General features: G+C 69.5%; 18 protein-coding genes. 7 read left to right on the top strand and 11 right to left on the bottom strand.

Annotation, left to right across the window (positions count from 1 at the left end; genetic code table 11):
- Nucleotides 1–36: 36 nt before the first annotated feature.
- Nucleotides 37–972, bottom strand: a complete 936-nt coding sequence (gene xrtQ, locus BM109_RS13885; protein WP_093343617.1) for an exosortase Q — start codon at nt 970–972, stop codon at nt 37–39.
- A gap of 17 nt (nt 973–989) precedes the next feature.
- Nucleotides 990–3062, bottom strand: coding sequence for a VIT and vWA domain-containing protein (locus BM109_RS13890; protein WP_093343618.1), 2073 nt, complete (start codon nt 3060–3062; stop codon nt 990–992).
- Between the two features lie 187 nt (nt 3063–3249).
- Between BM109_RS13890 and creD the strand changes: the two genes are divergently transcribed.
- The 4 genes from creD to BM109_RS13910 all read left to right on the top strand — a co-directional run bounded on the left by creD (nt 3250) and on the right by BM109_RS13910 (nt 9101).
- Complete coding sequence (gene creD / locus BM109_RS13895; RefSeq protein ID WP_093343620.1) at nt 3250–4698, top strand: cell envelope integrity protein CreD; 1449 nt, start codon at nt 3250–3252, stop codon at nt 4696–4698.
- Nucleotides 4695–6011, top strand: coding sequence for a glycoside hydrolase family 3 N-terminal domain-containing protein (locus BM109_RS13900; protein ID WP_093343622.1), 1317 nt, complete (start codon nt 4695–4697; stop codon nt 6009–6011). Before creD ends, BM109_RS13900 begins: the two co-directional genes overlap by 4 nt.
- A gap of 13 nt (nt 6012–6024) precedes the next feature.
- On the top strand, nt 6025–8409 hold the full coding sequence (locus BM109_RS13905) for a penicillin-binding protein 1A (RefSeq protein ID WP_093343624.1): 2385 nt from the start codon (nt 6025–6027) through the stop codon (nt 8407–8409).
- An 80-nt stretch (nt 8410–8489) separates the two neighbouring features.
- Nucleotides 8490–9101 (top strand): hypothetical protein, encoded by a 612-nt coding sequence (locus tag BM109_RS13910; protein WP_093343625.1) that lies wholly within the window; start codon nt 8490–8492, stop codon nt 9099–9101.
- 4 nt (nt 9102–9105) lie between these two features.
- Here BM109_RS13910 and creC read toward each other — a convergent pair whose 3' ends face one another.
- Entirely contained in the window at nt 9106–10542 is a 1437-nt protein-coding gene (gene creC / locus BM109_RS13915; protein WP_093343627.1) for a two-component system sensor histidine kinase CreC, read from the bottom strand.
- Nucleotides 10539–11351 (bottom strand): response regulator, encoded by an 813-nt coding sequence (locus tag BM109_RS13920; protein WP_093343629.1) that lies wholly within the window; start codon nt 11349–11351, stop codon nt 10539–10541. Before BM109_RS13920 ends, creC begins: the two co-directional genes overlap by 4 nt.
- Nucleotides 11352–11911: 560 nt before the next feature.
- On the opposite strand from BM109_RS13920, the gene BM109_RS13925 reads away from it, so the two are divergent.
- On the top strand, nt 11912–12895 hold the full coding sequence (locus BM109_RS13925; protein WP_093343630.1) for a YcjF family protein: 984 nt from the start codon (nt 11912–11914) through the stop codon (nt 12893–12895).
- 4 nt (nt 12896–12899) lie between these two features.
- On the opposite strand, the gene cueR is transcribed toward BM109_RS13925, so the two are convergent.
- Both cueR and BM109_RS13935 read right to left on the bottom strand, forming a co-directional pair.
- On the bottom strand, nt 12900–13319 hold the full coding sequence (cueR, locus tag BM109_RS13930; RefSeq protein ID WP_093343632.1) for a Cu(I)-responsive transcriptional regulator: 420 nt from the start codon (nt 13317–13319) through the stop codon (nt 12900–12902).
- The gene (locus BM109_RS13935) at nt 13316–13510 is read right to left on the bottom strand and encodes a heavy-metal-associated domain-containing protein (protein WP_057591827.1); all 195 of its coding nucleotides are present in this window, start codon (nt 13508–13510) and stop codon (nt 13316–13318) included. The genes cueR and BM109_RS13935 overlap by 4 nt, the downstream gene beginning before the upstream one ends.
- Nucleotides 13511–13657: 147 nt before the next feature.
- Here BM109_RS13935 and BM109_RS13940 point away from each other — a divergent pair, with 147 nt between their 5' ends.
- Nucleotides 13658–15925 (top strand): heavy metal translocating P-type ATPase, encoded by a 2268-nt coding sequence (locus BM109_RS13940; RefSeq protein ID WP_093343633.1) that lies wholly within the window; start codon nt 13658–13660, stop codon nt 15923–15925.
- Between the two features lie 7 nt (nt 15926–15932).
- Here the strand turns inward: BM109_RS13940 and BM109_RS13945 are convergent, their stop codons facing one another.
- The 5 genes from BM109_RS13945 to BM109_RS13965 all read right to left on the bottom strand — a co-directional run bounded on the left by BM109_RS13945 (nt 15933) and on the right by BM109_RS13965 (nt 20280).
- Nucleotides 15933–16415, bottom strand: coding sequence for a GNAT family N-acetyltransferase (locus tag BM109_RS13945; protein WP_093343634.1), 483 nt, complete (start codon nt 16413–16415; stop codon nt 15933–15935).
- Between the two features lie 59 nt (nt 16416–16474).
- Complete coding sequence (locus BM109_RS13950; protein WP_093343635.1) at nt 16475–17611, bottom strand: sterol desaturase family protein; 1137 nt, start codon at nt 17609–17611, stop codon at nt 16475–16477.
- Nucleotides 17612–17658: 47 nt separating this feature from the next.
- Complete coding sequence (locus BM109_RS13955) at nt 17659–18960, bottom strand: beta-ketoacyl-[acyl-carrier-protein] synthase family protein (protein WP_093343636.1); 1302 nt, start codon at nt 18958–18960, stop codon at nt 17659–17661.
- The gene (locus BM109_RS13960; RefSeq protein WP_093343637.1) at nt 18957–19247 is read right to left on the bottom strand and encodes a phosphopantetheine-binding protein; all 291 of its coding nucleotides are present in this window, start codon (nt 19245–19247) and stop codon (nt 18957–18959) included. Before BM109_RS13960 ends, BM109_RS13955 begins: the two co-directional genes overlap by 4 nt.
- 160 nt (nt 19248–19407) lie before the next feature.
- Nucleotides 19408–20280, bottom strand: a complete 873-nt coding sequence (locus tag BM109_RS13965; RefSeq protein ID WP_093343639.1) for an alpha/beta hydrolase — start codon at nt 20278–20280, stop codon at nt 19408–19410.
- A gap of 137 nt (nt 20281–20417) precedes the next feature.
- Here BM109_RS13965 and BM109_RS13970 point away from each other — a divergent pair, with 137 nt between their 5' ends.
- Nucleotides 20418–21107 (top strand): response regulator transcription factor, encoded by a 690-nt coding sequence (locus BM109_RS13970; protein WP_093343640.1) that lies wholly within the window; start codon nt 20418–20420, stop codon nt 21105–21107.
- Nucleotides 21108–21127 lie beyond the last annotated feature (20 nt).

The following is a 21127-nucleotide window of genomic DNA, read 5'->3' on the forward strand; positions in this document are numbered from 1 at the left end:
ATGAAGTGATTCGCGAACAGGCGTTCGAACAAGCGCTCAATGGGCAGTGTCGACACGGCGGCCTCCCTGGGTGGTGATCAGGCCCGGAACGGGCCGCATGACGAAATCGAGGCCCGCGCCGCTTCGCTCGCGCGTCATCAGCCGCGCGATGGCACCGCACACCAGCGCCAGCACGACCAGGCCCAGCGCGTTGTGCGCCCACGGCGCCAGCGGATGGCCGGCGCCCTCGCAGGCAATCAGCACGCTGTTGCGCACGATGTTGCCGGCCAGCACCGCGAGGCCGACCAGCGGCAGCCGGGCCAGGAAGCCACGGTCGGCGCGCCGCGCCCACAGCGCGACGGCGCAGGCCGTGAAGTAGCCGAGCCAGACCATCTGCACGCCCGAACACGGCGCATCGACGATCACCATCCGGCCGTCGATCAGCAGGGTGCTGCCTTCGCGCGCCACCTCGAAGCCCGGTGCCAGCAACCAGCGGCTGGCCTCGGCCGTCGCCACGCGCAGCGGATAGCCGGCATAGAACTGCAGCGACGAGAGCAGCGGCAACGCCAGCACCGCGAGGCCCGCGACCGGCACGGCCGCCACGCGGCGCGGCAGGAAGGCCATGAGGCCCGCCGCCAGCGACAGCACCGCCAACAGGCCTGCCGCGAGCGGCGGCAGCGCGGGCAGGCTGCCGAGGCCGGTGCGCAGCACGGTCGCCGCGAGCGTGCCGGCGCCGGCCAGCGCGAGCCAGCCCAGCCGCGGCGCGGCGCGCAGTTCGCCGCGGCACTGCCAGGCCAGCGCCGCAAGCGCGACCAGCGCCAGCAGCCCGAGCGGATCGTCCGATCCGTCGACCATGCGCCGCAGCATCCAGCCCCAGGTCGGCGCCAGCGCGGCGAACTGCAGGGCCAGCCAGGCGGCGGCCGGGAATCGGTCGATGCGGATGCCCCAATCCACGATGCGTGGATGGCGGTGGGCAAGAGTTGCCAGGGACATGAGGTCGTGCTCCCGTATCAGGCCGTGAAACGGCGTGCATCGTGGCGGCGCGCGCGGCGGCGCAGCATCGCCAGCACCGACAGCACGACCGCGATGGCGCCCAGCGTCTCGGGCTCGGGCGTGCTCGGCACCTCGGCGCCGAGCGCGCCGCCGTCCACGGCGGTATCACTGACACCCTGCGGCATCGGCAGCGGCTGGTTCACGCTGGCGCTGTCCTGCGGCGCGGCATTGCGCACCACCTTGTCGACCGCGATGAAGCTGGTGTACTGGGTCAGCAGGCTGTACTTGAGGCCGAGCTCGGTGATGCGGTCCTTGAAGGCGGCGCTGCCTTCGAGCGCTTCCTGGTCGCTCAGGCTCTGGATGCGATGGCGCGCCCACAGCGTGCGCAGCGCGGCCGTGTCCTGGCGCGTGCGCGCATCGATGCGCACTTCCTGGCGGTACGGGCCTTCGGCGCCCTGGCCCTCGACGATCACGCGCCCGCGCGCTTCGCCGCGCCACTTGCCGAACACGATCACCGGCCGTTCGCCCAGCACGTCGGGCAGCGCCTGCGGTTCCACGTCGTACACGTCCAGTCCGCCGAAGGTGGCCTTCACGCTGGTCAGCACCGGCGACTCGACCATGCGGCGGAAGCGCGCGGCCTGCTCGGGCGCCTGCGCCGGGTCGGTGATGATGAAGGGCTCGCCCATGCCGGCGCGCGCGATGCCTTCCATCAGGCTGCGGTTGACCGAGGAGCCGATGCCGAAGGCGAACACGTTGGCCTTCGACAGGTTGTTGCGCACCAGCTCGAAGGCCTCGCGCTCGACCGTCACGTAGCCATCGGTCACCACCACCACGGTGCGCGAGACCTTCTCGTCCTTCGGCTCGGCATACACGCGCTTGAGTGCCGGGATCAGCTCGGTGCTGCCGCCGCCCTCGAAGTTCTTGATGGTCGCCAGCGCCTGTTCGATGTTGGCGCGGGTCGCGGGCACCGAGGCCGGCGACAGCATCTTGTTGCTGCCCGAGAACAGCAGCACGTTGAAGGTGTCGCTGGGACGCAGGCCGCCGATCAGGCGCTCGAGCACCGTCTTCGCGGTGTCGAGCGGAAAGCCGTGCATCGAACCCGAGATGTCGACCACGAAGATGTAGTCGCGCGGCGAGATGGCGCTGGCGGCCACGGCCTTGGGCGGCTCGACCATCGCGAGGAAGAAGTTCTCGGCGTTCTCACCCTGGCCCTTGTAGAGCATCAGGCCCGATTCGATCTTCTCGCCCGCGAGGCGGTAGTCGAGCACGAAGTCGCGGTTGTCGGCCGGGCGGCCGTCGGCGGCCAGCTCGATCTCGGCATGGCGGTCCTCGTCGCTCTTCTTCACGGCGATGGCGTGCGTCATCGAGCGGATCTCCTTCAGGCCCATCGGCGTGTCGATGCTGGCCTTGAGCCGGAAGGTGGTGCCGGCCGCCACGCCCGCGCGCAGCGTGGGCTGGCCGACCCAGGGCGCCTGTGCGTTCGAGGACTGCGGGCTGTTGTAGCGCGGGCCCACCACGGTGGGGAACACGAACGCGTAGTTGCCCGACTGCGGCACCAGCAGCTCGCTGTAGCGCAGCTCCACCTTCACGTCGTCGCCCGGCAGGATGTTGGCGACGTTCATCTGGAACACGTTCGGCAGGTGCTGCTCGAGCAGCGCGGCGGTCTTGCCCTCGCGCTTGGCGGTGTCGTATTCGATCTTCGCCTGCTGCTTCTCGCGGATCTGCGCGGTGATCAGGCGGTCGGCCAGGCGCACGTTGAGGCCGCTCACGGCCGCCTGGGTCGAGCCCGGGAACACGTACTTGGCCTCGATGGCGCGCTGGCCCTCGTTGCGGTAGGTCTGGGTCACCGTCACGTCGGCGATCACGCCCGATATCTTCACCGAGACCTCGGTGCCCTTGAGCGGCAGCCGGTCGATCGAGGGGTCGTCGCTCTTCACGAAGAAATACGGGCTCTCGGTCTTCAGGCGCGGCGCGGCCGCTTCCTGCGCATGCACGGGATTCAGGCTCAGCGCGACGAAGCCCGCGGCCGCGAGGCTCAGCGTCGCCAGCCAGAGCCAGCGGCCGGGTCGATGGGTGGAGGGGGTGTGCATGTCGGGTCCTCTTCTCTGTGTATCGGATGGCCTGCACTGTCGCCAGCCTGCGAGAAGGCATTGGGAAGGCTTCTTGAAGTCCGCCGCGCTGTGTGAAGTCCGCGTGAAGTCGCCGCGCCGCCACGCTTCACACGGGCTTCGGATCGCACGGCGAGCATCCGGTCCGTCGTCAACGAGGAGAGAAAACATGCTTCAACTGCTGAAGGATTCGATGCTGGCCAAGGTGGGCGGGCTGCTGCTGCTGGTGCTGCTGCTGTGCATTCCGCTGGCCGAGATCGACCGCATCAACAACGAGCGCGGCGACAGCCAGCGCGAGGCCGCCGCCGAACTGGCCGCCACCTACGCGGGCCCGCAGACCGTGGTCGGCCCGCTGCTGCTGGTGCCCTACGTCGAGCGCTGGATGGAGCCGCTGCGCGACGCGCAGGGCAAGGTGATCGGCCAGGAGGCGCGCAGCAAGGAGATGGCGCACGTGGTGTTCCCCGACAAGCTGCACATCGAGGGTTCGATGACGCCGCAGCAGCGCTACCGCGGCATCTTCAAGATCCCGTTCTACACGCTCGACGCCACCCTGTCGGGCGGCTTCGCTGCCTTCGACCCCGAGGCGGTCGCGCACAGCGAGCCCGATTCGAAGATCGAATTCAAGGCCCCGCTGGTGGCCTTCAACGTGAGCGACCTGCGCGGCCTCGACGGTTCGCCCGCGCTGACGGTGAACGGCACCGAACTGCGGCTGCGCCAGCGCGTGCCCGGCCTGCCCGACGACTCCTGGTTCGCCAACGGCATCCACGCGCCGCTCGGCGGCGCGGCCCTGGCCGCCTGGCAGTCGCGCGCGGCGCTGCCCTTCGATATGAAGCTCTCGCTGGTCGGCCAGGACACCCTGTCGATGGTGCCGATCGCGGAAGAAACCAGCGCGCACCTGAAGTCGCCCTGGGCCCATCCGAGCTTCGGCGGCCGCTTCCTCGCCGCCAAGCGCGAGGTCACGCCGCAGGGCTTCGATGCGCACTGGCGCGTGTCCTCGCTCGTGAGCTCGGCGCGCGAACAGGTGCGTGTCGACCTGGCGGGCCGCGCCGACGCGACGGCGGCCTCGACCAACGGCAATGTGCGCGCCGGCCCGCAGCCCTTCAACCCGCAGAGCTTCGATGTCTCGCTCGCGCAGCCGATCAATGTCTATTCGATGAGCACCCGCGCGGGCAAGTACGGCGCGCTCTTCATCGGCCTGGTGCTGATGGCCGCCTTCATGTTCGAGCTGTTCCGCAAGCTGCGGCTGCACCCGGTGCAGTACGGCCTGGTGGGCCTGTCGATCGCGATCTTCTTCCTGCTGCTGCTGGCGCTGTCCGAGAAGCTGGCCTTCTGGCTCGCCTATGCGGGCGCGGCCGGCGCGAGCGTGCTGCTGCTGGGCATCTACTTCGCCGCCGTGCTCGGCAGTTGGAAGCGCGGCGCCGGTTTCGCGGGCTTCGTCGCGGTGCTCTACGGTGCGCTCTATGGGCTGCTGGCCTCCGAGAGCAATGCGCTGCTGCTCGGCGCGCTGCTGATCTTCGGCATGCTCTCGGCGCTGATGCTGATGACGCGCAAGGTCGACTGGTATGCGCTGTCGCGCCGGCCCGAAGCCGCACCGGTGGCCCTCACCGATCCGGCATGAAAGCGCTGCGCGTCGCGCTCGGTGCCCTGGGATGGCTGGCACTGGTCGCTCTCTGCTTCTGGGCCTGGCACCTGAAGGATCCGCACCTGCGCTTCCTGCGCGCCTGGGAGGTGCCGCTGCTGCTCGCGCTCGCGGGCGGCGGCGTGGCGATCGTCTGGCGCTTCGCGCGCCGTTCGCTGCGCCCGATGCTGCTCGGGCTGCTGTGCGCGGTGATGCTCTGCAGCGGGGCCGACGAGCTCTCGAGCCGCCAGCGCCGCGCGGAAGTGCTCGCCGCATCGGACGCGCAGGCACGCAGGCTCGGCGCGCACTTCATCGTCGGCTACGAGAACGCCGAGATGCCGATGCTGCGCGAGCTCGCGCGCCACGGCGCGATCGGCGGCATCTTCGTGACCGGCCGCAACGTCATGGGCCGCAGCGCGACGCAACTGCGCGAGGAGATCTCGAGCCTGCAGGACTTGCGCACGGCGGCCGGCCTGCCGCCGCTGATCGTCGCCACCGACCAGGAAGGCGGCGCCGTGTCGCGGCTCTCGCCGCTGATCGAACGCCAGCCTTCGCTCGCCACCCTGATCGATGCCGACGTGCCCGAGAACGAACTCGCGCAGCGCGCCCGTGCCTACGGAGAGCAGCAGGGCAGGGCGCTCGCCGCGCTGGGCATCACGCTCAACTTCAGCCCGGTGGTCGACCTGCGCACCGGCCGCGCGCCGGGCCGCTGGGACCTGCACACCCGCATCGACGAACGCGCGATCTCGGCCGACCCGGCACTCGTCGCCGAGGTGGCGCGGGCCTACGAACAGGGCCTCGAAGCGGCCGGCGTGCAAGGCACGCTCAAGCACTTCCCGGGACTGGCCGGCGTGGCCGAGGACACGCACCATGCGGCCGGTTTTTTGCGCACGCCCGCGGCCCGACTTGCAACACATGACTGGAAACCGTTTCAAGAGGTGTCGGCTTCGACACAAGCGGCTGTCATGCTCGCCCATGTGATCGTTCCAGAACTCGACCCCGACCATCCGGCCTCGTTCTCGCGCAAAATCGTGCAGTCCGTGATTCGCGGCGCGTGGGGGCACGACGGCCTGCTCGTCACCGACGATCTCACGATGGGTGCAGCCTACGACCGGGGCCTGTGCAACGCCACGGTGCGTGCGCTGAATGCCGGCGTGGACCTGCTGCTGGTCGCCTACGACCACGACAAGTACTTCGACGCGATGCACTGCGCGCGGCAGGCCGAGAGCCGCGGCGCCATCGACGCCGCCATGCTGGCCGCGAGCGCATCGCGGCTGGCCCGGAACCCGCGCCTGCGCGGACTCTCTCAATAGCAGGACCTCCCTCATGTTCAATCCCTTCAAGCCCCGCTCACCCGACGCCCCCGAACCACCGCGCTGGCAGCGCATCGCCGTCTGGAGCGCCATCGTCGCGGGCTCGGGCGTGCTGGTGCTCGCGGTCGCGGGCGCCGTCGCCATCGCCCTGATCTCGCCGCGCCTGCCCGACAGCTCCGAACTCGCCGATTACCGGCCCAAGCAACCGCTGCGCGTGTTTTCGTCCGACGGCGAGCTGCTCGGCGAATTCGGCGAGGAACGCCGCAACCTCACGCCCTTCGCGGCGATCCCCAAGGTCATGAAGGACGCGGTGCTCGCGGTCGAGGACGCGCGCTTCTACGACCACGGCGGCGTCGACTACAAGGGCTTCCTGCGCGCGGCGGTGGCCAGCCTCAAGGGCGGACGCAAGCAGGGCGCCTCCACCATCACGATGCAGGTGGCGCGCAACGTCTACCTGAGCTCCGAGCGCACGCTGAGCCGCAAGGCCTACGAGATCCTGCTGTCGCTGCGGCTCGAGCAGCAGCTGAGCAAGGACCAGATCCTCGAGATCTACATGAACCAGATCTACCTCGGCAACCGTGCCTACGGTTTCGCCGCGGCATCGGATGCCTACTTCGGCAAGCCGCTGGCCAACATCACGATCGCCGAGGCCGCGATGCTCGCGGGCCTGCCGAAGGCGCCGGGCACCAACAACCCGGTGGCCAATCCGCGCCGCGCCCGCGCGCGCCAGCTCTACGTGATCGACCGCATGCAGGAGACCGGCTTCATCACCGCCGAGCAGGCAGCCGAGGCCAAGAAGGAGGAACTGCACCTGCGCGATGCCGCCGACCCGAACCGGCTGCACGCCGAGTTCGTGGCCGAGACGGTGCGCCAGATGATGCATTCTCAGTACGGCGACAGCATCTACACCAGCGGCATGAAGGTCTACACCTCGCTGGTGGCGGCCGACCAGTCGGCGGCCTACCGCTCGCTGCGCCGCGGCATCATGGACTACGAGCGCCGCCAGCCCTACCGCGGCCCCGAGAAGTTCGTCGACCTGCCCGACGATCCGAAGGAGGTCGACGAAGCAGTCGACGACGCGCTGGCCGAGCATCCCGACAACGGCGACGTGATCGCGGCCGTGGTGCTCGATGCCTCGCCCAAGCAGGTCAGCGCGGTGCGCGCGAACGGCGAGGCGATCGAGATCACGGGCGAAGGCCTGCGCCCCGCGCAGTCGGGCCTGGCGGCCAAGGCGCAGCCCAACATCAAGATCCGCCGCGGCGCGGTGATCCGCGTGGCGCGCACGGCCAAGAACAGCTGGGAGATCACGCAGCTGCCCGAGGTCGAGGGCGCCTTCATCGGCATGGACCCGCGCACCGGCGCGATCAAGGCGCTGGTCGGCGGCTTCGACTACAGCAAGAACAAGTTCAACCACGTGACGCAGGCCTGGCGCCAGCCCGGTTCGAGCTTCAAGCCCTTCATCTACTCGGCCGCGCTCGAGAAGGGCTTCACGCCCGCCACCGTGGTGAACGACGCGCCGCTGTACTTCGAGCCCGGCGCCAACGGCGGCCAGCCCTGGGAGCCGAAGAACTTCGACGGCGGTTTCGAAGGCCCGATGCCGCTGCGCACCGCGCTGATGAAATCGAAGAACCTGGTGACGATCCGCGTGCTGCAGTCGATCGGCACCGACTACGCACAGGACTGGATCACGCGCTTCGGCTTCGACAAGGACAAGCATCCGGCCAACCTGCCGATGGCGCTCGGCGCGGGCTCGGTCACGCCGCTGCAGATGGCCGCCGGCTATTCGGTGTTCGCCAACGGCGGCTACCGCGTCAATCCCTACCTCGTGACGCGCGTGACCGATGCCAAGGACAAGGTGCTGATGGAAACCGAGCCGCCGGCGCTCGACGAAAGCAACCGCGCGATCCCCGCGCGCAACGCCTACCTGATGGATTCGCTGCTGCAGAGCGTGGTGCGCAACGGCACCGGCTTCAAGGCCTACCAGGCGCTCAAGCGCGACGACCTGTTCGGCAAGACCGGCACCACCAACGACTCCTTCGACACCTGGTTCGCGGGCTTCCAGCCCACCATGGTCGGCGTGACCTGGATCGGCTACGACACGCCGCGCCAGCTCGGCGTGCGCGGCGAGACCGGCGGCAGCCTGAGCCTGCCGATCTGGACCGGCTACATGCAGACCGCGCTGCGCGGCGTGCCGGTGGCGCAGTTGCCCGAGCCGCCGGGCCTGGTGCACGTGGACGGCGAGCTCTACTTCGACGACTACGCGCCGGGCCGCGGCGTCGCGAGCCTGGGCCTCGAGCCCGAGGCCGCGCCGCAGCCGGTCGAGGTGCTGACCGGCGTGCCGATCGGCGCGCCGCCGCAGCCCGAGGAGCGCAACCGCATCCTGGACTTCTTCCGCTAGGGCCGCGGGCGGCAGGGGCCGCGCCGGGGTCTCTACACTCGGCGCACTCCCTTTCTTCCCGTCCGCCCGTTCCCAAGTCCATGGAAATCCTCACCCTGGTGGCGCTGATCGCCATCGGCGCCTACCTCCTCAAGTCCCACGACCAGCGCCGGCGCATCGCGCTGCTGGCGCGCCACCTGGGCAACTACCAGATCGAGAAGCTGATGGAAAACCTCACCGAGGGCTACCTGCGCTGCCTCGGCGAGGACGATCCCGAGCGACGCCAGCAGATCTGGGGCGTGCTGGACGCGACCGAGGCGCGGCTCGCGGCCCAGTTCGCCAATTTCGCGGCCGAGTTCGCGCGCGTGGATGCCGCGCAGACACGCGTGAGCACCTCGCCGCTGGCAACGCTGCCCTATGCGCACCTGCTGTTTCCGCGCGAGACCTTCGACCTGCGCGCGGCCTTCGCGATCCATGCGCGCGGCATCAACGAGGTGATGCACAACCGCGCCGGCCGCAGCCCCAAGGACAAGGCCTACACGCTGTCGGCCGAGCTGTTCCTGATGCAGCACACCTGCCACTGGTTCTGCAAATCGAAGATGGTGGCCTCGGCGCGCATGCTGGCGCGCCACAAGACCCCGTACGAGCAGCTGATCGCCTCGGTCAGCGAAGGCACGCGGCGCGACTACCTCGCGCTGATCGGGCGCCAGTAGCAGCTCAGGGCGACAGCAGCGGCAGCGTGAGCGTGGCCACCGCGCCGCCGCGCGTCGCATTGCCGAGCTCGATGCGGCCGTGGTGCAGCGCGGCGATCTCCTTGACGAAGGCCAGGCCCAGCCCGGTGCTCTTCTTCTGGCTGTGCGGCCGCGCCAGCGAATAGAACTTCTGGAAGACCTTTTCCTGCGCGTAGTCGGGAATGCCGGGTCCGCGGTCGCGCACGCTCACGCGCGCCAGCCGCGAGGTGGTCTCGAGCGTCATGCGCACCTCGCTGCCGGTCGGTGAGAAATCGATCGCGTTGTCGAGCAGGTTGCTGACGGCGCGCCGCAGCAGGAAGGGATCGCCCTCGACCGAGGCCTCGGCCCGGATGTCCACGTGCACGCGGATGTTGCGCTGGGCCGCGGCGCTCCGGGCGCTGATCGCGATGTCCTCGATCAGCGAGGCCAGCGCCACCGGCTGCGTGCGCTCGAGCGCACGCCGGGTCTCGAGCGCGGTCAGCTCCATCATGCGGTCGACGATCTCCTGGATGCGCTGGGTCTCGCGCGCGATGTTGGCAAGGAAGCGCTCGCGCTCCTCGTGCGGCATCGAGGGTTCCTGCAGCAGCTCGGCCGCGCCGCGGATCGCCGACAGCGGGCTCTTCACCTCGTGGGTGAAGGTCTGCACGTAGTCGGCGACGTAGTTGCGGCCGGTCAGCGTGTCGCGCATCTCGCTGAAGCCGCTGCGCACCGCGTCGACCGCGCGCCGCGCCATGCGCCGCAGGCTCAGGCTGCGCTGCGCGCGCACCCAGCCCCAGTAGTCGCGGATCAGCCCGAAGGGCCGCACCAGCCAGACCGAGACGATCACCGCGAGCAGCAGCAGCGCCAGCGCCGAGCCCACGCCGACCCAGATCGTGCGCGCCCGCGCGTCCTCCACGAACTGGCCGAAGCTCTGCACCGGCTTGCCCACACTGACCATGCCGACGATCTCGTTGTTCCAGCGGATCGGCGCGCCCACGTACATCACCGAGGTGCGCGGATCGACGTCGACGTCGCGCGAGGTGCGCGCACCGTAGAGCCCGGCCAGCGTGCGGCTCACGTCGCTCCATTTCGAATAGTCGGCGCCCAGGTGCCGGCCGAGCGAATCGAACATCACGCGGCCGCCGCGGTCGGTCACGTAGACGCGCAGCTCGACCCGGCTCTTGTGCAGGTTGTAGATCTGGGCCGAGAACTCGCGCGCATAGAGCGTGCGGAACAGCGGCTCGAGCCGTGCCGTGTTGATGGCCCCCGCGATCACGTCCTGCTCGACCAGGCTGGCCACCAGCTGCGAGGTCTCGACCAGCGATTCCTCGGCCGATTCGCGGTAGCGCGGATCGATGTCGGAGACGACGCGGTACAGCAGGAAGGCGATGCCGGCCGTGTAGATCAGCAGGATGCCGATGAAGATGCGCGTGCGCCGGGTCACGAGATCCTGGCGGGCAGTTCTTCGTTGAGTGCGTAGCCGGTGCCGCGCAGCGTGCGGATCGGCTCGACCTCGGGCGCGATCGCCTTGAGCTTGGCGCGCAGGGTCTTGATGTGGGCATCGACGGTGCGGTCGAAACTTTCGCTGGCGTCGTCCCAGACGAGTTCGAGCAATTCGTCGCGCGTGAACACGCGCCCGGGGCGCTGCACCAGCAAGCGCAGCAGACCGTATTCGTAGCGCGAGAGTTCGAGCAGCCGGCCGTAGTAGCGGATCTGCATGCGCTCCTGGTCGAGCACGAAGGGCTGGCTGGGCACTGGAGGGGTCTGGCGCGCCGCAGGCGCCGCCTGGGGCGCGCCGGCATGGGGGACCCCCTGTTCGGAGGTTCCGGGGCTTCCTGGCGTTCCTGAGGGCCCTGGCGCGCCCCGCGCGCTGCGCCGAAGAATGGTGCGCACGCGCGCCACCAGTTCGCGCGGCGAGAACGGCTTGGCGACGTAGTCGTCGGCGCCGAGCTCCAGCCCCACCACGCGGTCGATCTCGTCGCTGCGCGCCGTGAGGAACAGCATCGGCACCTCCGGTCCGCCCATGGCCTGGTTCAGCGTGCGCAGCCGCTTGAACAGCTCGAAGCCGTTCATGTCGGGCAATCCCACATCCAGTATCGCCAGCGCCGGCGCCTCCTGCGCGAACTGCGCCAGCGCGTCTTCCGCCGTGGCGCACCAGACCGGCGTGAAGCCGTCGCTCTTAAGCACGTACTGGAGGGTGTCGGCGATGCCCGATTCGTCCTCGGCGATCAGGATCCGCGGTTTGAAGCTCATCCAGCGATGGTAGCGAGCGCCACGGGGCGGGCGCCAGCCACGCCGACGGCCTTGCAACGAGGCGCGGCCTTCGGACTTTTTTTCGGGCGCGACCTTTGGTCTCTCTCTATTTCTTATTCTTCTTATTCAAATTAGTAGTAGTAGATAAGGGTCCGCCCCTTCTGTGGACATGCCGCTTTTTTCGTTATGTGACAAGCACTTGTCATACAGCGGTCACTGTGCGCAGCCGTGCTTTTGTGCTGTCGCGTCCAAAGGGACAACCTGGCGCATCCGTCCGGCGCTGTGGATAACCACCTGCTTGTGCCAGAACTCTCCCCAGAGTTGTCCTTTGACAGCCCTCCGGAAATCTGCGAAAGGCGTTTTTCGGGTGAGGAAATTCATTGCCTATTTTTTAAGCGGTCTGTAGATTCCCCATAAAAATCAATAACTTGCCGCGCCCCTACAAAGTAGTTCTGTGGTTATCCACAGAGTTGCACCCGCTTTGTGGGGAGAACGCGCGGCGGAACCTTCCCCCGGTCTTCCGACCGAACTTCGTCCTTCACCTTGTGGAAATTCCAGCCGTGACACCTTCCGAAACCCAGGCCATCGTGACCCTCAGCCTGCTGGCCGCCTTCGTCGACGGCGAAAAGCACGAACGCGAGCGCGCGGAGATCAAGCGCATCGCCGAAGGGCTGTCGCAGACCGACGGCCTGAACCTGCCGACGCTCTACCAGGACGTGCTGATGAAGCGCGTCTCGCTGCCGTCGGTGGCGGCGCAGCTGCAGAGCACCGAGGCGAAGCAGCTCGCCTACGAGATGGCGGTGTGCGTGTGCGATGCCGACGGCGCGCAGTCGCAGGCCGAGCGGATGTTCCTGACCGACGTGCGCACCTCGCTCGGGCTCGATGCCTCGGCGACGCAGTTCTCGAACCAGGCCGAGGAGATCGCGGCGGCCGGGGCGGTGGCCGGTGCCTCCGCGGGCGCGGTGGTGGCCGCGGCGCCGGTGCCGGCCGTCGCGGCCGTCGCGGCGGGCGCGTCGCCGCTCACGCCCGACAGCGCCGAGCTCGACAAGTCGATCCTCAACGCCGCCATCCTCAACGGCGCGCTCGAGCTGCTGCCCGAGACGCTGTCGACCATGGCGATCATTCCGCTGCAGATGAAGCTGGTCTACCGCATCGGCAAGGCGCACGGCTACGAGCTCGACAGCGGCCACGTCAAGGATTTCATCGCCACCGTGGGCGTGGGCCTGACCTCGCAGTACCTCGAGCAGGCCGGGCGCAAGCTGCTGGGCGGGCTGCTCGGCAAGGTGGGCGGGGGCCTGCTGCGCGGCGTCGGCAAGCAGGCCGTGAGTTCGGGCATGAGCTTTGCCACCACCTATGCGCTGGGCCATGTCGCCAAGCGCTACTACGCGGGCGGCCGCACGCTGTCGACGCAGATGCTCAAGGACGCCTTCTCGGGCGTGGTGCAGGAAGGCCAGGGCCTGCAGTCGCGCTACCTGCCGGCGATCCAGGAGAAGGCCCGCACGCTCGATGCGGGCAAGGTGCTGTCGCTGGTCCGGGGCGCCTGAACCGTCAGGCGGTCTTCGACAAGTCGTCGAGGATCGGGCACTCGGGCCGCGCATCCCCGTGGCAGCAGTGCACCAGGTGGGCCAGGGTGCTGCGCATCGATTGCATGTCGGCGATGCGCTGCTCCAGTTCCTCGAGGTGCTTCTGCGCGATGCGCTTCACGCTCGAACTCGTGCGCCGGCGGTTGTGCCACAGGCCCACGAGCTCGGCGATCTCCTCCATCGAGAAGCCGAGGTCGCGCGAGCGCTTGATGAAGCGCAGCGTGTGGATGTCGGCATCGCCGTACTGGCGGTAGCCGCTGTCGGTGCGCGCCACCGCGCTCAGCAGGCCCAGGCCCTCGTAGTGGCGCACCATGCGCGCGGACACGCCCGACAGCCGGGCGGCCTCGCCGATCGCCACGGGGCCGTGCGTGACCGGCACCGTCATTGAACCCGGTAGCCGGCGTTCTCGATCGCCGCCACCAGATCCTGGCGCGGCTGCTGGCTCAGCACGTCGACATGGCCGGTCTCGAGATCGACCGTGACCTGGGCCTCGGGGTCGACCGTCTGCACCGCGTTCTGCACGGCGTTCACGCAATGTCCGCAGCTCATGCCCGCGACCTGGAATTTCTGGCTCATCGTTTCTGCTCCTTCGTGGATGGAAAGGTGGGCGTTGGCCCGTTCGGAAACCGAAGTCTGAACCTTGCCACTATGTCAACGTCCAGTCCAGGGACTCTTTTTGCCGCGCTTGACCTTGCCATGGTGTGAAGCTTTAGCCTTCGCACCATGGAAAACGTACAAGAACGGCCGTTGCCGAATCTCACGCTCGACCTCTCGGTCGGCGGCATGACCTGTGCGTCCTGCGTGATGCGCGTGGAGCGCGCGCTCAAGGGCGTGCCCGGCGTCCAGGACGTCAGCGTGAACCTCGCGACCGAATCGGCGCGCGTGGTGGCACAGGCGCAGGGTGGCGAGGACATCGATGCCCGGCTGCGCCGCGCGGTGCGCTCCGCCGGCTACGAGCCGCGCGCCGCGGCCGATGCGCAGGAGGAAGCCGCGGCGCTCTCGCCCTGGCACGGCTTCGGCCCGGTGGCGGTCGGCCTCGCGCTGTCGGCGCCGCTGATGCTGCCGATGGTCGGCGAGTTCTTCGGCCGCGACTGGATGCTCGACCCCTGGCTGCAGCTGCTGCTCGCGACGCCGGTGCAGTTCTGGCTCGGCGCGCGCTTCTACCGCGCGGGCTGGCATGCGGCGCGCGCGCTGACCGGCAACATGGACCTGCTGGTCGCGCTCGGCACCAGCGCGGCCTACGGGCTCTCGCTGTGGCTCTGGTGGCGCTCGGCCACCGGCGAGCACGCGGGCCACGGGATGATGCCGCACCTGTACTTCGAGGCTTCGTCGGTGGTCATCACACTGGTGCTGCTGGGCAAGTGGCTCGAGGCGCGCGCCAAGCGCCAGGCGACCTCGGCGATCCGCGCGCTGCAGCAGTTGCGGCCCGAGGTGGCGCACCTGGTCGGCCCGCGCGGCGAGAGCGACGTGCCGCTGGCCGAGGTGATGGTAGGCGACCGCCTCGCGGTGCGTCCCGGCGAACGCGTGCCGGCCGATGCGCGCGTGGTCGAGGGCGAATCGGAGGTCAACGAGTCGATGCTGACCGGCGAGCCGCTGCCCGTGCCCAAGGGCCCGGGCGACCTGCTGACCGGCGGTGCCGTCAATGGCGACGGCCGGCTGGTGGTCGAGGTGCGCGCGGTCGGTGCCGAGAGCGTGCTCGCGCGCATCATCCGGCTGGTCGAGGATGCGCAGGCCGCGAAGGCGCCGATCCAGCGGCTGGTCGACAAGGTGGCGGCCATCTTCGTGCCGGTGGTGCTGGTGATCGCGCTGCTCACCTTCGGCGGCTGGATGCTGCTCGGCGGCGCCGACATCGAGACCGCGCTGATCCACGCGGTGGCCGTGCTGGTCATCGCCTGCCCCTGCGCGCTGGGCCTGGCCACGCCGGTGGCGGTGATGGCGGGCACGGGCGTGGCAGCACGGCGCGGCATCCTCATCAAGGATGCGCGTTCGCTCGAACTCGCGCACCGCGTCGACACGGTGGCCTTCGACAAGACCGGCACGCTGACGCTGGGCCGGCCGGTGCTGACCGCGCTCGTGCCCGTCGGGACCGTCGATGCCGATGCGCTGCTGGCCGTGGCCGCGAGCCTGCAGAGCGGCAGCGAACATCCGCTGGCGCGCGCCGTGCTCGTGGCCGCCGCCGACAGGAAACTGGCGGTGCCGGCGCTGCGTTCGATGCAGGCCATGCCGGGCCGCGGCGTGCGCGGCGAGATAGAGGGAGATGGCGAGGGCGAATTCGCCGGGGCCTGGGCCCTCGCGAGCCTGCGCTGGTGCCGCGAGCTCGATGCCGACGTCGATGCCGCCGAGGTCGACCGGTTGCAGGCACAGGGCGCCACGGTGTCGGCATTGCTGCGCTTCGATGCCGGCGGCGCGGCCGAGGCACTGGCCCTGCTGGCCTTTGCCGACGAACCCAAGCCGCAGGCGGCCGAGACCGTCGCCGCGCTGCGTGCGCGCGGCCTGCGCGTGGTGATGATCTCGGGCGACAACCTGCGCGCCGCACGCGCCATGGCGGCGCGGCTGGGTATCGCGCCCGAGGACGTGCGCGCCGAGGTGCTGCCGGCCGACAAGGCGCAGCAGGTGAGCGCGTTGCGCCGCGACGGTCACGTGGTCGCGATGGTGGGCGATGGCGCCAACGACGCACCCGCGCTCGCGGCCGCCGACGTGGGCATCGCGATGGCGCCGGCCGATGGCGGCACCGACGTGGCGATGGAGGCCGCGGGCATCACGCTGATGCGCGGCGATCTCGCGCTGGTGGCGCAGGCGCTCGACCTCTCGGGCCGCACCGTGGCGAAGATCCGGCAGAACCTGTTCTGGGCCTTCGCCTACAACGTGGCGGGGATTCCGTTGGCGGCCTTCGGACTGCTGAGCCCGGTGGTGGCCGGGGCGGCGATGGCGCTGTCGAGCGTGAGCGTGATGGCCAATGCCTTGCTGCTGCGGCGCTGGAAGGGTTCCTGAATTCGGCTCAATCGAGCAGCAGCGCCATCAGGTGATCGTCGATGTAGTCGGCTTCACCGGCGCGCTTGTAGAACTTGCGCAGCGTGCCCTCGCGCACGAAGCCCAGCTTCTCGTAGAAGCGCAGCGCGGGCGCGTTGTCGCTCTCGGCATAGAGCTCGATGCGCTTGACGCCGGCCGCGCGCAGTTGCTCGATGGCATCGCTCACCATGGCCAGCGCCACGCCGCGGCCATGGAAGGACGGGTCCACCGCGAGCGTGCCGAGGCAGGCGACATGCGCCACCCGGCCCGGATAGCGCGTGGCGCGGTAGAAGCCGGCCATGCGGCCCTCGACCTCCCAGATGTGGAAGCAGCCGCTGCGCACCAGTTCCTCGTGGATCGGCCGGAAGTCCGCGCGCGGCATCGGGTCGTAGCCGAGGAAGCGCACCACCTTCTCGTGCATGTAGAGGGCATGGACGGCAGCGAGGTCGCGGGAAGTGGCAAGTCGGCGCACGGTGGCTCCATGTTCGAGATCGGTCAGGGGTCCGCAGGATAGCAATCCCGCGCGGCCGCTCAACCCGCCGCGAACAGGAGGGCGCCGGCCAATGCCAGCAGCAGCACCTGCGCGGGCCAGGCCCAGCGCAATCGCAGCCGCGCATCGAGCACCGCGCCCACGGCCCAGAAACCCGCGACCGTCAGCGCCAGCAGTTCGAGCCCGGTGCGAAAAGCCATGTCGTCCGCGCGCCAGAGAAAGGCCAGCGTCATGCCGACCCAGCCCGCGAAATGCAGCGTGGCTGCGATCGCGCGCACACGGCCGACCGGTGGATCGTCGAGGGCGGCGGCCGCCTCGAGCGAGAAGCCGGGTTCGGGAAAGCGCGCCGCCACGTCGGCCGGCCGCCAGCCCGGCGATCGCCAGAACACGCCGAGCTTGTCGCGCCAGCGCCGCGTGTGCCAGGCATCGCGCGCGAGCGGCGCATAGGGGCCGAGCACGGCGCGCAGCGGATCGAAGCCCGCGAGCGGTTTGCGCGTGCCGTAGACGCAGCGCTCGCGCTCCTCGGCGAAGGTGCCGAACAGGCGGTCCCACACCACCAGCATGCCGCCGTAGTTGCGGTCGAGGTAGCCGTCGTTGACGGCATGGTGCACGCGATGGTTCGAGGGCGAGGAGAACACGCGGTCGAACCAGCCGAGCTTGCCGATGTGCTCGGTGTGGATCCAGAACTGGTAGACCAGCACGATCAGCCCCGCGAGGCCGAACTGCTCGGGCGGCACGCCCACCACGGCCATCGGCAGGTAGAAGGCCCAACCGAGGAAGGCGACCGTGCTCTCCTGACGCAGCGCGGTCGAGAAATTGAAGCGCCGGCTCTGGTGGTGCACCGCATGCGCAGCCCAGAACAGCGCCGATTCGTGGCCCGCGCGGTGCAGCCAGTAATCGCAGAAGTCGAACAGCAGCACCGCGGCGATCCAGCCGAACGCGCTGTCCCAGAAGCCCGCGTCGGTGCAGAGCGCGACATGCGGATAGACGAGCGCGTAGAGGCCGATCTGGAACAGCTGCGTGCAGACCGCGAGCGCCTGGCTCAAGAGGCCCTGGCTCAGGCTCGCGACCGTGTCGGCGAAGCGGTAGGTGTTGCGCTGCTTGAGCCAGCCCCAGGCGAACTCGCAGGCCATCAGCAGCACGAACACCGGCACGACGAGAACCACCAGCCGATGCACTGCTTGCCTTGAGCCTTCCTGCGCGCGAAAAAAACTTCAGCGAAGTTTCAGCGAGATGGTGCGTCGATGCGTCCCGCGACCAGCACGGCATTGGTGCCGCCGAAGGCGAAGGAGTTCGACATCGCCCAGCGCATGCCGGGCACGGCGCGTGCCTCGCCGCGCACGAAGGCCAGGTCGAAGGCCGCGTCGGGCTCGCGCAGGTTGGCGATCGGCGGCACGGCCTCGTGCGCCAGTGCACGCAAGGTCGCGATCAGTTCGATCGCACCGCCACCGCCGAGCACATGGCCGTGGATCGCCTTGGTGGCGCACACCGGCATCGCGCTGCCGAACAGCTCGCGCACCGAGGCGGCTTCGGCGGCATCGCCGGCCATGGTCGCGGTGCCGTGGGCATTCACGTGGCCGATCTGGGCGGCATCGATGCCCGCGTCGCGCAGTGCCGCGCGCATCGCGCGCACTTGGCCCGCGCTGTCGGGGTTGGTGATGTGCGTGCCGTCGCAGTTGGTGGCGTAGCCGGCCAACACGTAGGACGCACCGTCGCCCGTGTCGGCCACGCCGCGCGAACGCGCATGCGCTTCCGATTCGAGCACCAGCGCCGCGGCGCCTTCGCCGAGCGCGAAGCCCGCGCGGTCGCCCGAGAACGGACGGCAGGCGGTCTCGGGTGCGCCGACCGGCGGCGCGGCCATCACGCGCATCGCCTGCCAGCTCGCCATCACGCCGGGCGTGAGCATGGCGTCGTGGCCGCCGACGATGGCGACGTCGATCCAGCCGCCGCGGATGGCGCGCATCGCTTCACCGATCGCCACCGCCGACGAGGCGCAGGCGCAGGCATAGGCGATCGCCGCGCCGTGCGCGCCGAAGTGCAACGCGAGCTCGGCCACCGCCGCATTGGGCATCACGGTGAGCACGGTCGTCGGCCGCATGCGGCGCTGCTCGCCATAGAGCGCCTGCGTGGTGGTGTCGAAGCTGCCGGCGCCCGCGAGGCCGCTGCCCCAGAAGATGCCGAGCCGTTCGGGGTCGACGCTGTCGCGCGCCAGTCCGGCCTGCGCCGCGGCATCCTGCGCGGCGGCAAGCGCCATCGCGGTGCCGCGATCGAGCGGCAGGCGCGAGGTGCTGCGCACGCCGTTCGAGTCGAAGTCGCAGGCGGCCACCGCGATCTCGACGCTGTCCATGCCGGGGATCGCGAGCGTGTGCGAACGCACGGCCGAGCGGCCATGGAACAGCGCATCGTCGAAGGCCTCGAGCGTGCGGCCGATCGGCGTGACGAAGCCGATGCCGCTGACGCGCACCGGCGGCGCCGCGATGCGCTGCGCCGATGCCGCGATCACCGCATGTTCGACACCGCTGCTCATGCGTGCGCCGCCTCAGGCGCGTTCGCGGTGTTCGCCGTCGCGGCGCTTTCCGCATCGATCACTTCGCACAGGCGCTGCAGCGTGATGCCCGCTTCGCGCGGATCGAGACGGTCCTCGGGAATGCGCAGGTGGAAGGCGTCCTCGACCGCGAAGACGAACTCCATCAGCGCGAGCGAGTCGAGGCCCAGGTCGGTGAGCGCGGTCTGCGGTGCGACCAGGTTTGCTTCGACGTGGAAGTCGTTCTCGAGGATGCGCGCGATGCTGTTGAAGGTGGGCGAAGTGGACATGGGGCTTGTTCCTTTCAGGCGAAGCGTGATGCACGATCGTCGTGCGGAAGTGCCATCGGTCGGCGCTGCGAATGCAGGGAAGACGCGCGTCGCCGCGTCACCTTGCGTGGTTCATTGTGGAGTGGGATCGATGGCATCGCGGTGGCGAACGCATTCCTTTTCAGGAAGCCTTCAGAGAGGAAATCGGGGCATCGGCGCCCGTGCCATGCGCGACCTCGTCGGCGAACGCGACGGTCTCGCGCACCACCTGCTGGCGGTCGTTGTCGATGGTGATCATGTGGTAGCTGTTGCTCACCACGACGCTGCGGAACGAGCGGCAGCGCAGGCCGCGCGCGAGGATCTCGAGGTTGGCCACGCTGGCCACCTCGTCCTGCTGCGCATGCAGTGCGAGCACGCGGTCGCACTGCACGCGATGCAGGTTGGCGCGCACGTGGCGGATCAGCCGATGGTGTTCGCGCAGGTGGCTCACGCCGATCACCGAGCTGCCGGCGCGCGAGATCTTGCGGTGCCTCAGCTCGCGCTCGATCCAGGCACGCACGCGCTCGTTCTTCACGCCGTAGGGCGGGCGTTCGCGGTACTGCCAGAAGCGGCCCAGCGGCGTGTAGTAGGCCAGCGGCAGCAGCATCTGCGTGCGCGGAATGGCCCAGCCGTCGAAGCGCAAGGTGGTCGACATCAGCACCAGCGCATCGACCGCGTCGCCGCAGCGGATGGCGGCACCGAGCGCGAGCGAGGAGCCGGCCGAGATGCCCACGAGCAGCACGCGCTCGTGCGTCTCGCGCAGGGCCGTGACCTGGGCCTCGATGCTGTCGAGCCACTGCTGGAAGGGCGCGGCCTGCTGCATCGGCGCATTGGCGTCGAAGGAGTAGCCGGGGATCGACATCGGGTGCACCGCGTAGCCGCCGTCGCGCAGCGCGGACTGCACGGTCAGCAGTTCGTCAGGTGTGCTGCACAAACCATGCAGCAGCACGACCGCGGTGCGTTGCACGGCGGGGTGCACGAAGCTCAGCAGGCTGGAAGGTTCGCGTGCGCTCATGACGATGCGGCCCCGATGAAAAGGAACCGTGCGGCGATGGGCTGTCGTATGCTCATGCCGTGTTTATCGCGTGTCGTACTGACCGCCTGCTGACCCTCCCGCGAGCAAGAATAGGCACCTCAACCCACTCGAAAATCATGCGAATCCTGCTAGTCGAAGACGATGCCGTGCTGCGCGACGTGATGCTTCGCAGCCTCGCGGACGCCGGTCACCGCGTCGATGTTTCCACCAACGTCGAGGACGCCGACCACCTCTGGCGCGTGCAGCCCTTCGATGCGGTGCTGCTCGATCTGAACCTGCCCGCCACCGCGAGCGCGACCAGCGGTCTCGCGAGCGGACTCACCGCGCTGCGACAGGCGCGTGCGCGCGGCGACCGCACGCCGGTGCTCGTGCTCACCGCGCGCGGCCGCACCGAGGAACGCATCGCGGGCCTCGATGCTGGTGCCGACGACTATCTCGGCAAGCCCTTCGACCTGGCCGAGGTCGAGGCGCGCTTGCGCGCGCTGGTGCGGCGCGCGAAGGGCACGGAAGACATCGTGCTGCTGGGCCAGTTGAAGCTCGACCGCAAGGCGCGGCGCTTCTCCACCGCGAGCGGTCCGCTCGACCTGCCGGCGCGCGAGTTCGAGGTGCTGTGGGAACTCATGAGCCCGCCGGGCCGCACGGTGAGCAAGCGTGCGCTGTCCGACAAGCTCTCGAGCTTCGACGAATCGCTGGGCGACAACGCGCTCGAGGCCTTCATCTCGCGGCTGCGCAAGAAGCTGGTCGGTTCGGGCGCGAGCATCCGCACCCTGCGCGGCATCGGCTACCTGCTCGAAGCCGAAGTCTGAGCGCGCCGCGACCGTGAGCG

Source organism: Variovorax sp. PDC80, assembly GCF_900115375.1.
In the GTDB taxonomy this organism is placed as follows: Bacteria; Pseudomonadota; Gammaproteobacteria; order Burkholderiales; family Burkholderiaceae_C; genus Variovorax.

Coding starts and splice junctions, on each gene's coding strand:
- xrtQ (WP_093343617.1), bottom strand. CDS start 972: ATGTCCCTGGCAACTCTTGCCCACCGCCATCCACGCATCGTGGATTGG.
- cueR (WP_093343632.1), bottom strand. CDS start 13,319: ATGACGGTGCCGGTCACGCACGGCCCCGTGGCGATCGGCGAGGCCGCC.
- BM109_RS13955 (WP_093343636.1), bottom strand. CDS start 18,960: ATGAGCAGCGGTGTCGAACATGCGGTGATCGCGGCATCGGCGCAGCGC.
- BM109_RS13935 (WP_057591827.1), bottom strand. CDS start 13,510: ATGAGCCAGAAATTCCAGGTCGCGGGCATGAGCTGCGGACATTGCGTG.
- BM109_RS13965 (WP_093343639.1), bottom strand. CDS start 20,280: ATGAGCGCACGCGAACCTTCCAGCCTGCTGAGCTTCGTGCACCCCGCC.
- BM109_RS13920 (WP_093343629.1), bottom strand. CDS start 11,351: ATGAGCTTCAAACCGCGGATCCTGATCGCCGAGGACGAATCGGGCATC.
- BM109_RS13890 (WP_093343618.1), bottom strand. CDS start 3,062: ATGCACACCCCCTCCACCCATCGACCCGGCCGCTGGCTCTGGCTGGCG.
- BM109_RS13960 (WP_093343637.1), bottom strand. CDS start 19,247: ATGTCCACTTCGCCCACCTTCAACAGCATCGCGCGCATCCTCGAGAAC.
- BM109_RS13910 (WP_093343625.1), top strand. CDS start 8,490: ATGGAAATCCTCACCCTGGTGGCGCTGATCGCCATCGGCGCCTACCTC.
- BM109_RS13905 (WP_093343624.1), top strand. CDS start 6,025: ATGTTCAATCCCTTCAAGCCCCGCTCACCCGACGCCCCCGAACCACCG.
- BM109_RS13940 (WP_093343633.1), top strand. CDS start 13,658: ATGGAAAACGTACAAGAACGGCCGTTGCCGAATCTCACGCTCGACCTC.
- creD (WP_093343620.1), top strand. CDS start 3,250: ATGCTTCAACTGCTGAAGGATTCGATGCTGGCCAAGGTGGGCGGGCTG.
- BM109_RS13900 (WP_093343622.1), top strand. CDS start 4,695: ATGAAAGCGCTGCGCGTCGCGCTCGGTGCCCTGGGATGGCTGGCACTG.
- BM109_RS13970 (WP_093343640.1), top strand. CDS start 20,418: ATGCGAATCCTGCTAGTCGAAGACGATGCCGTGCTGCGCGACGTGATG.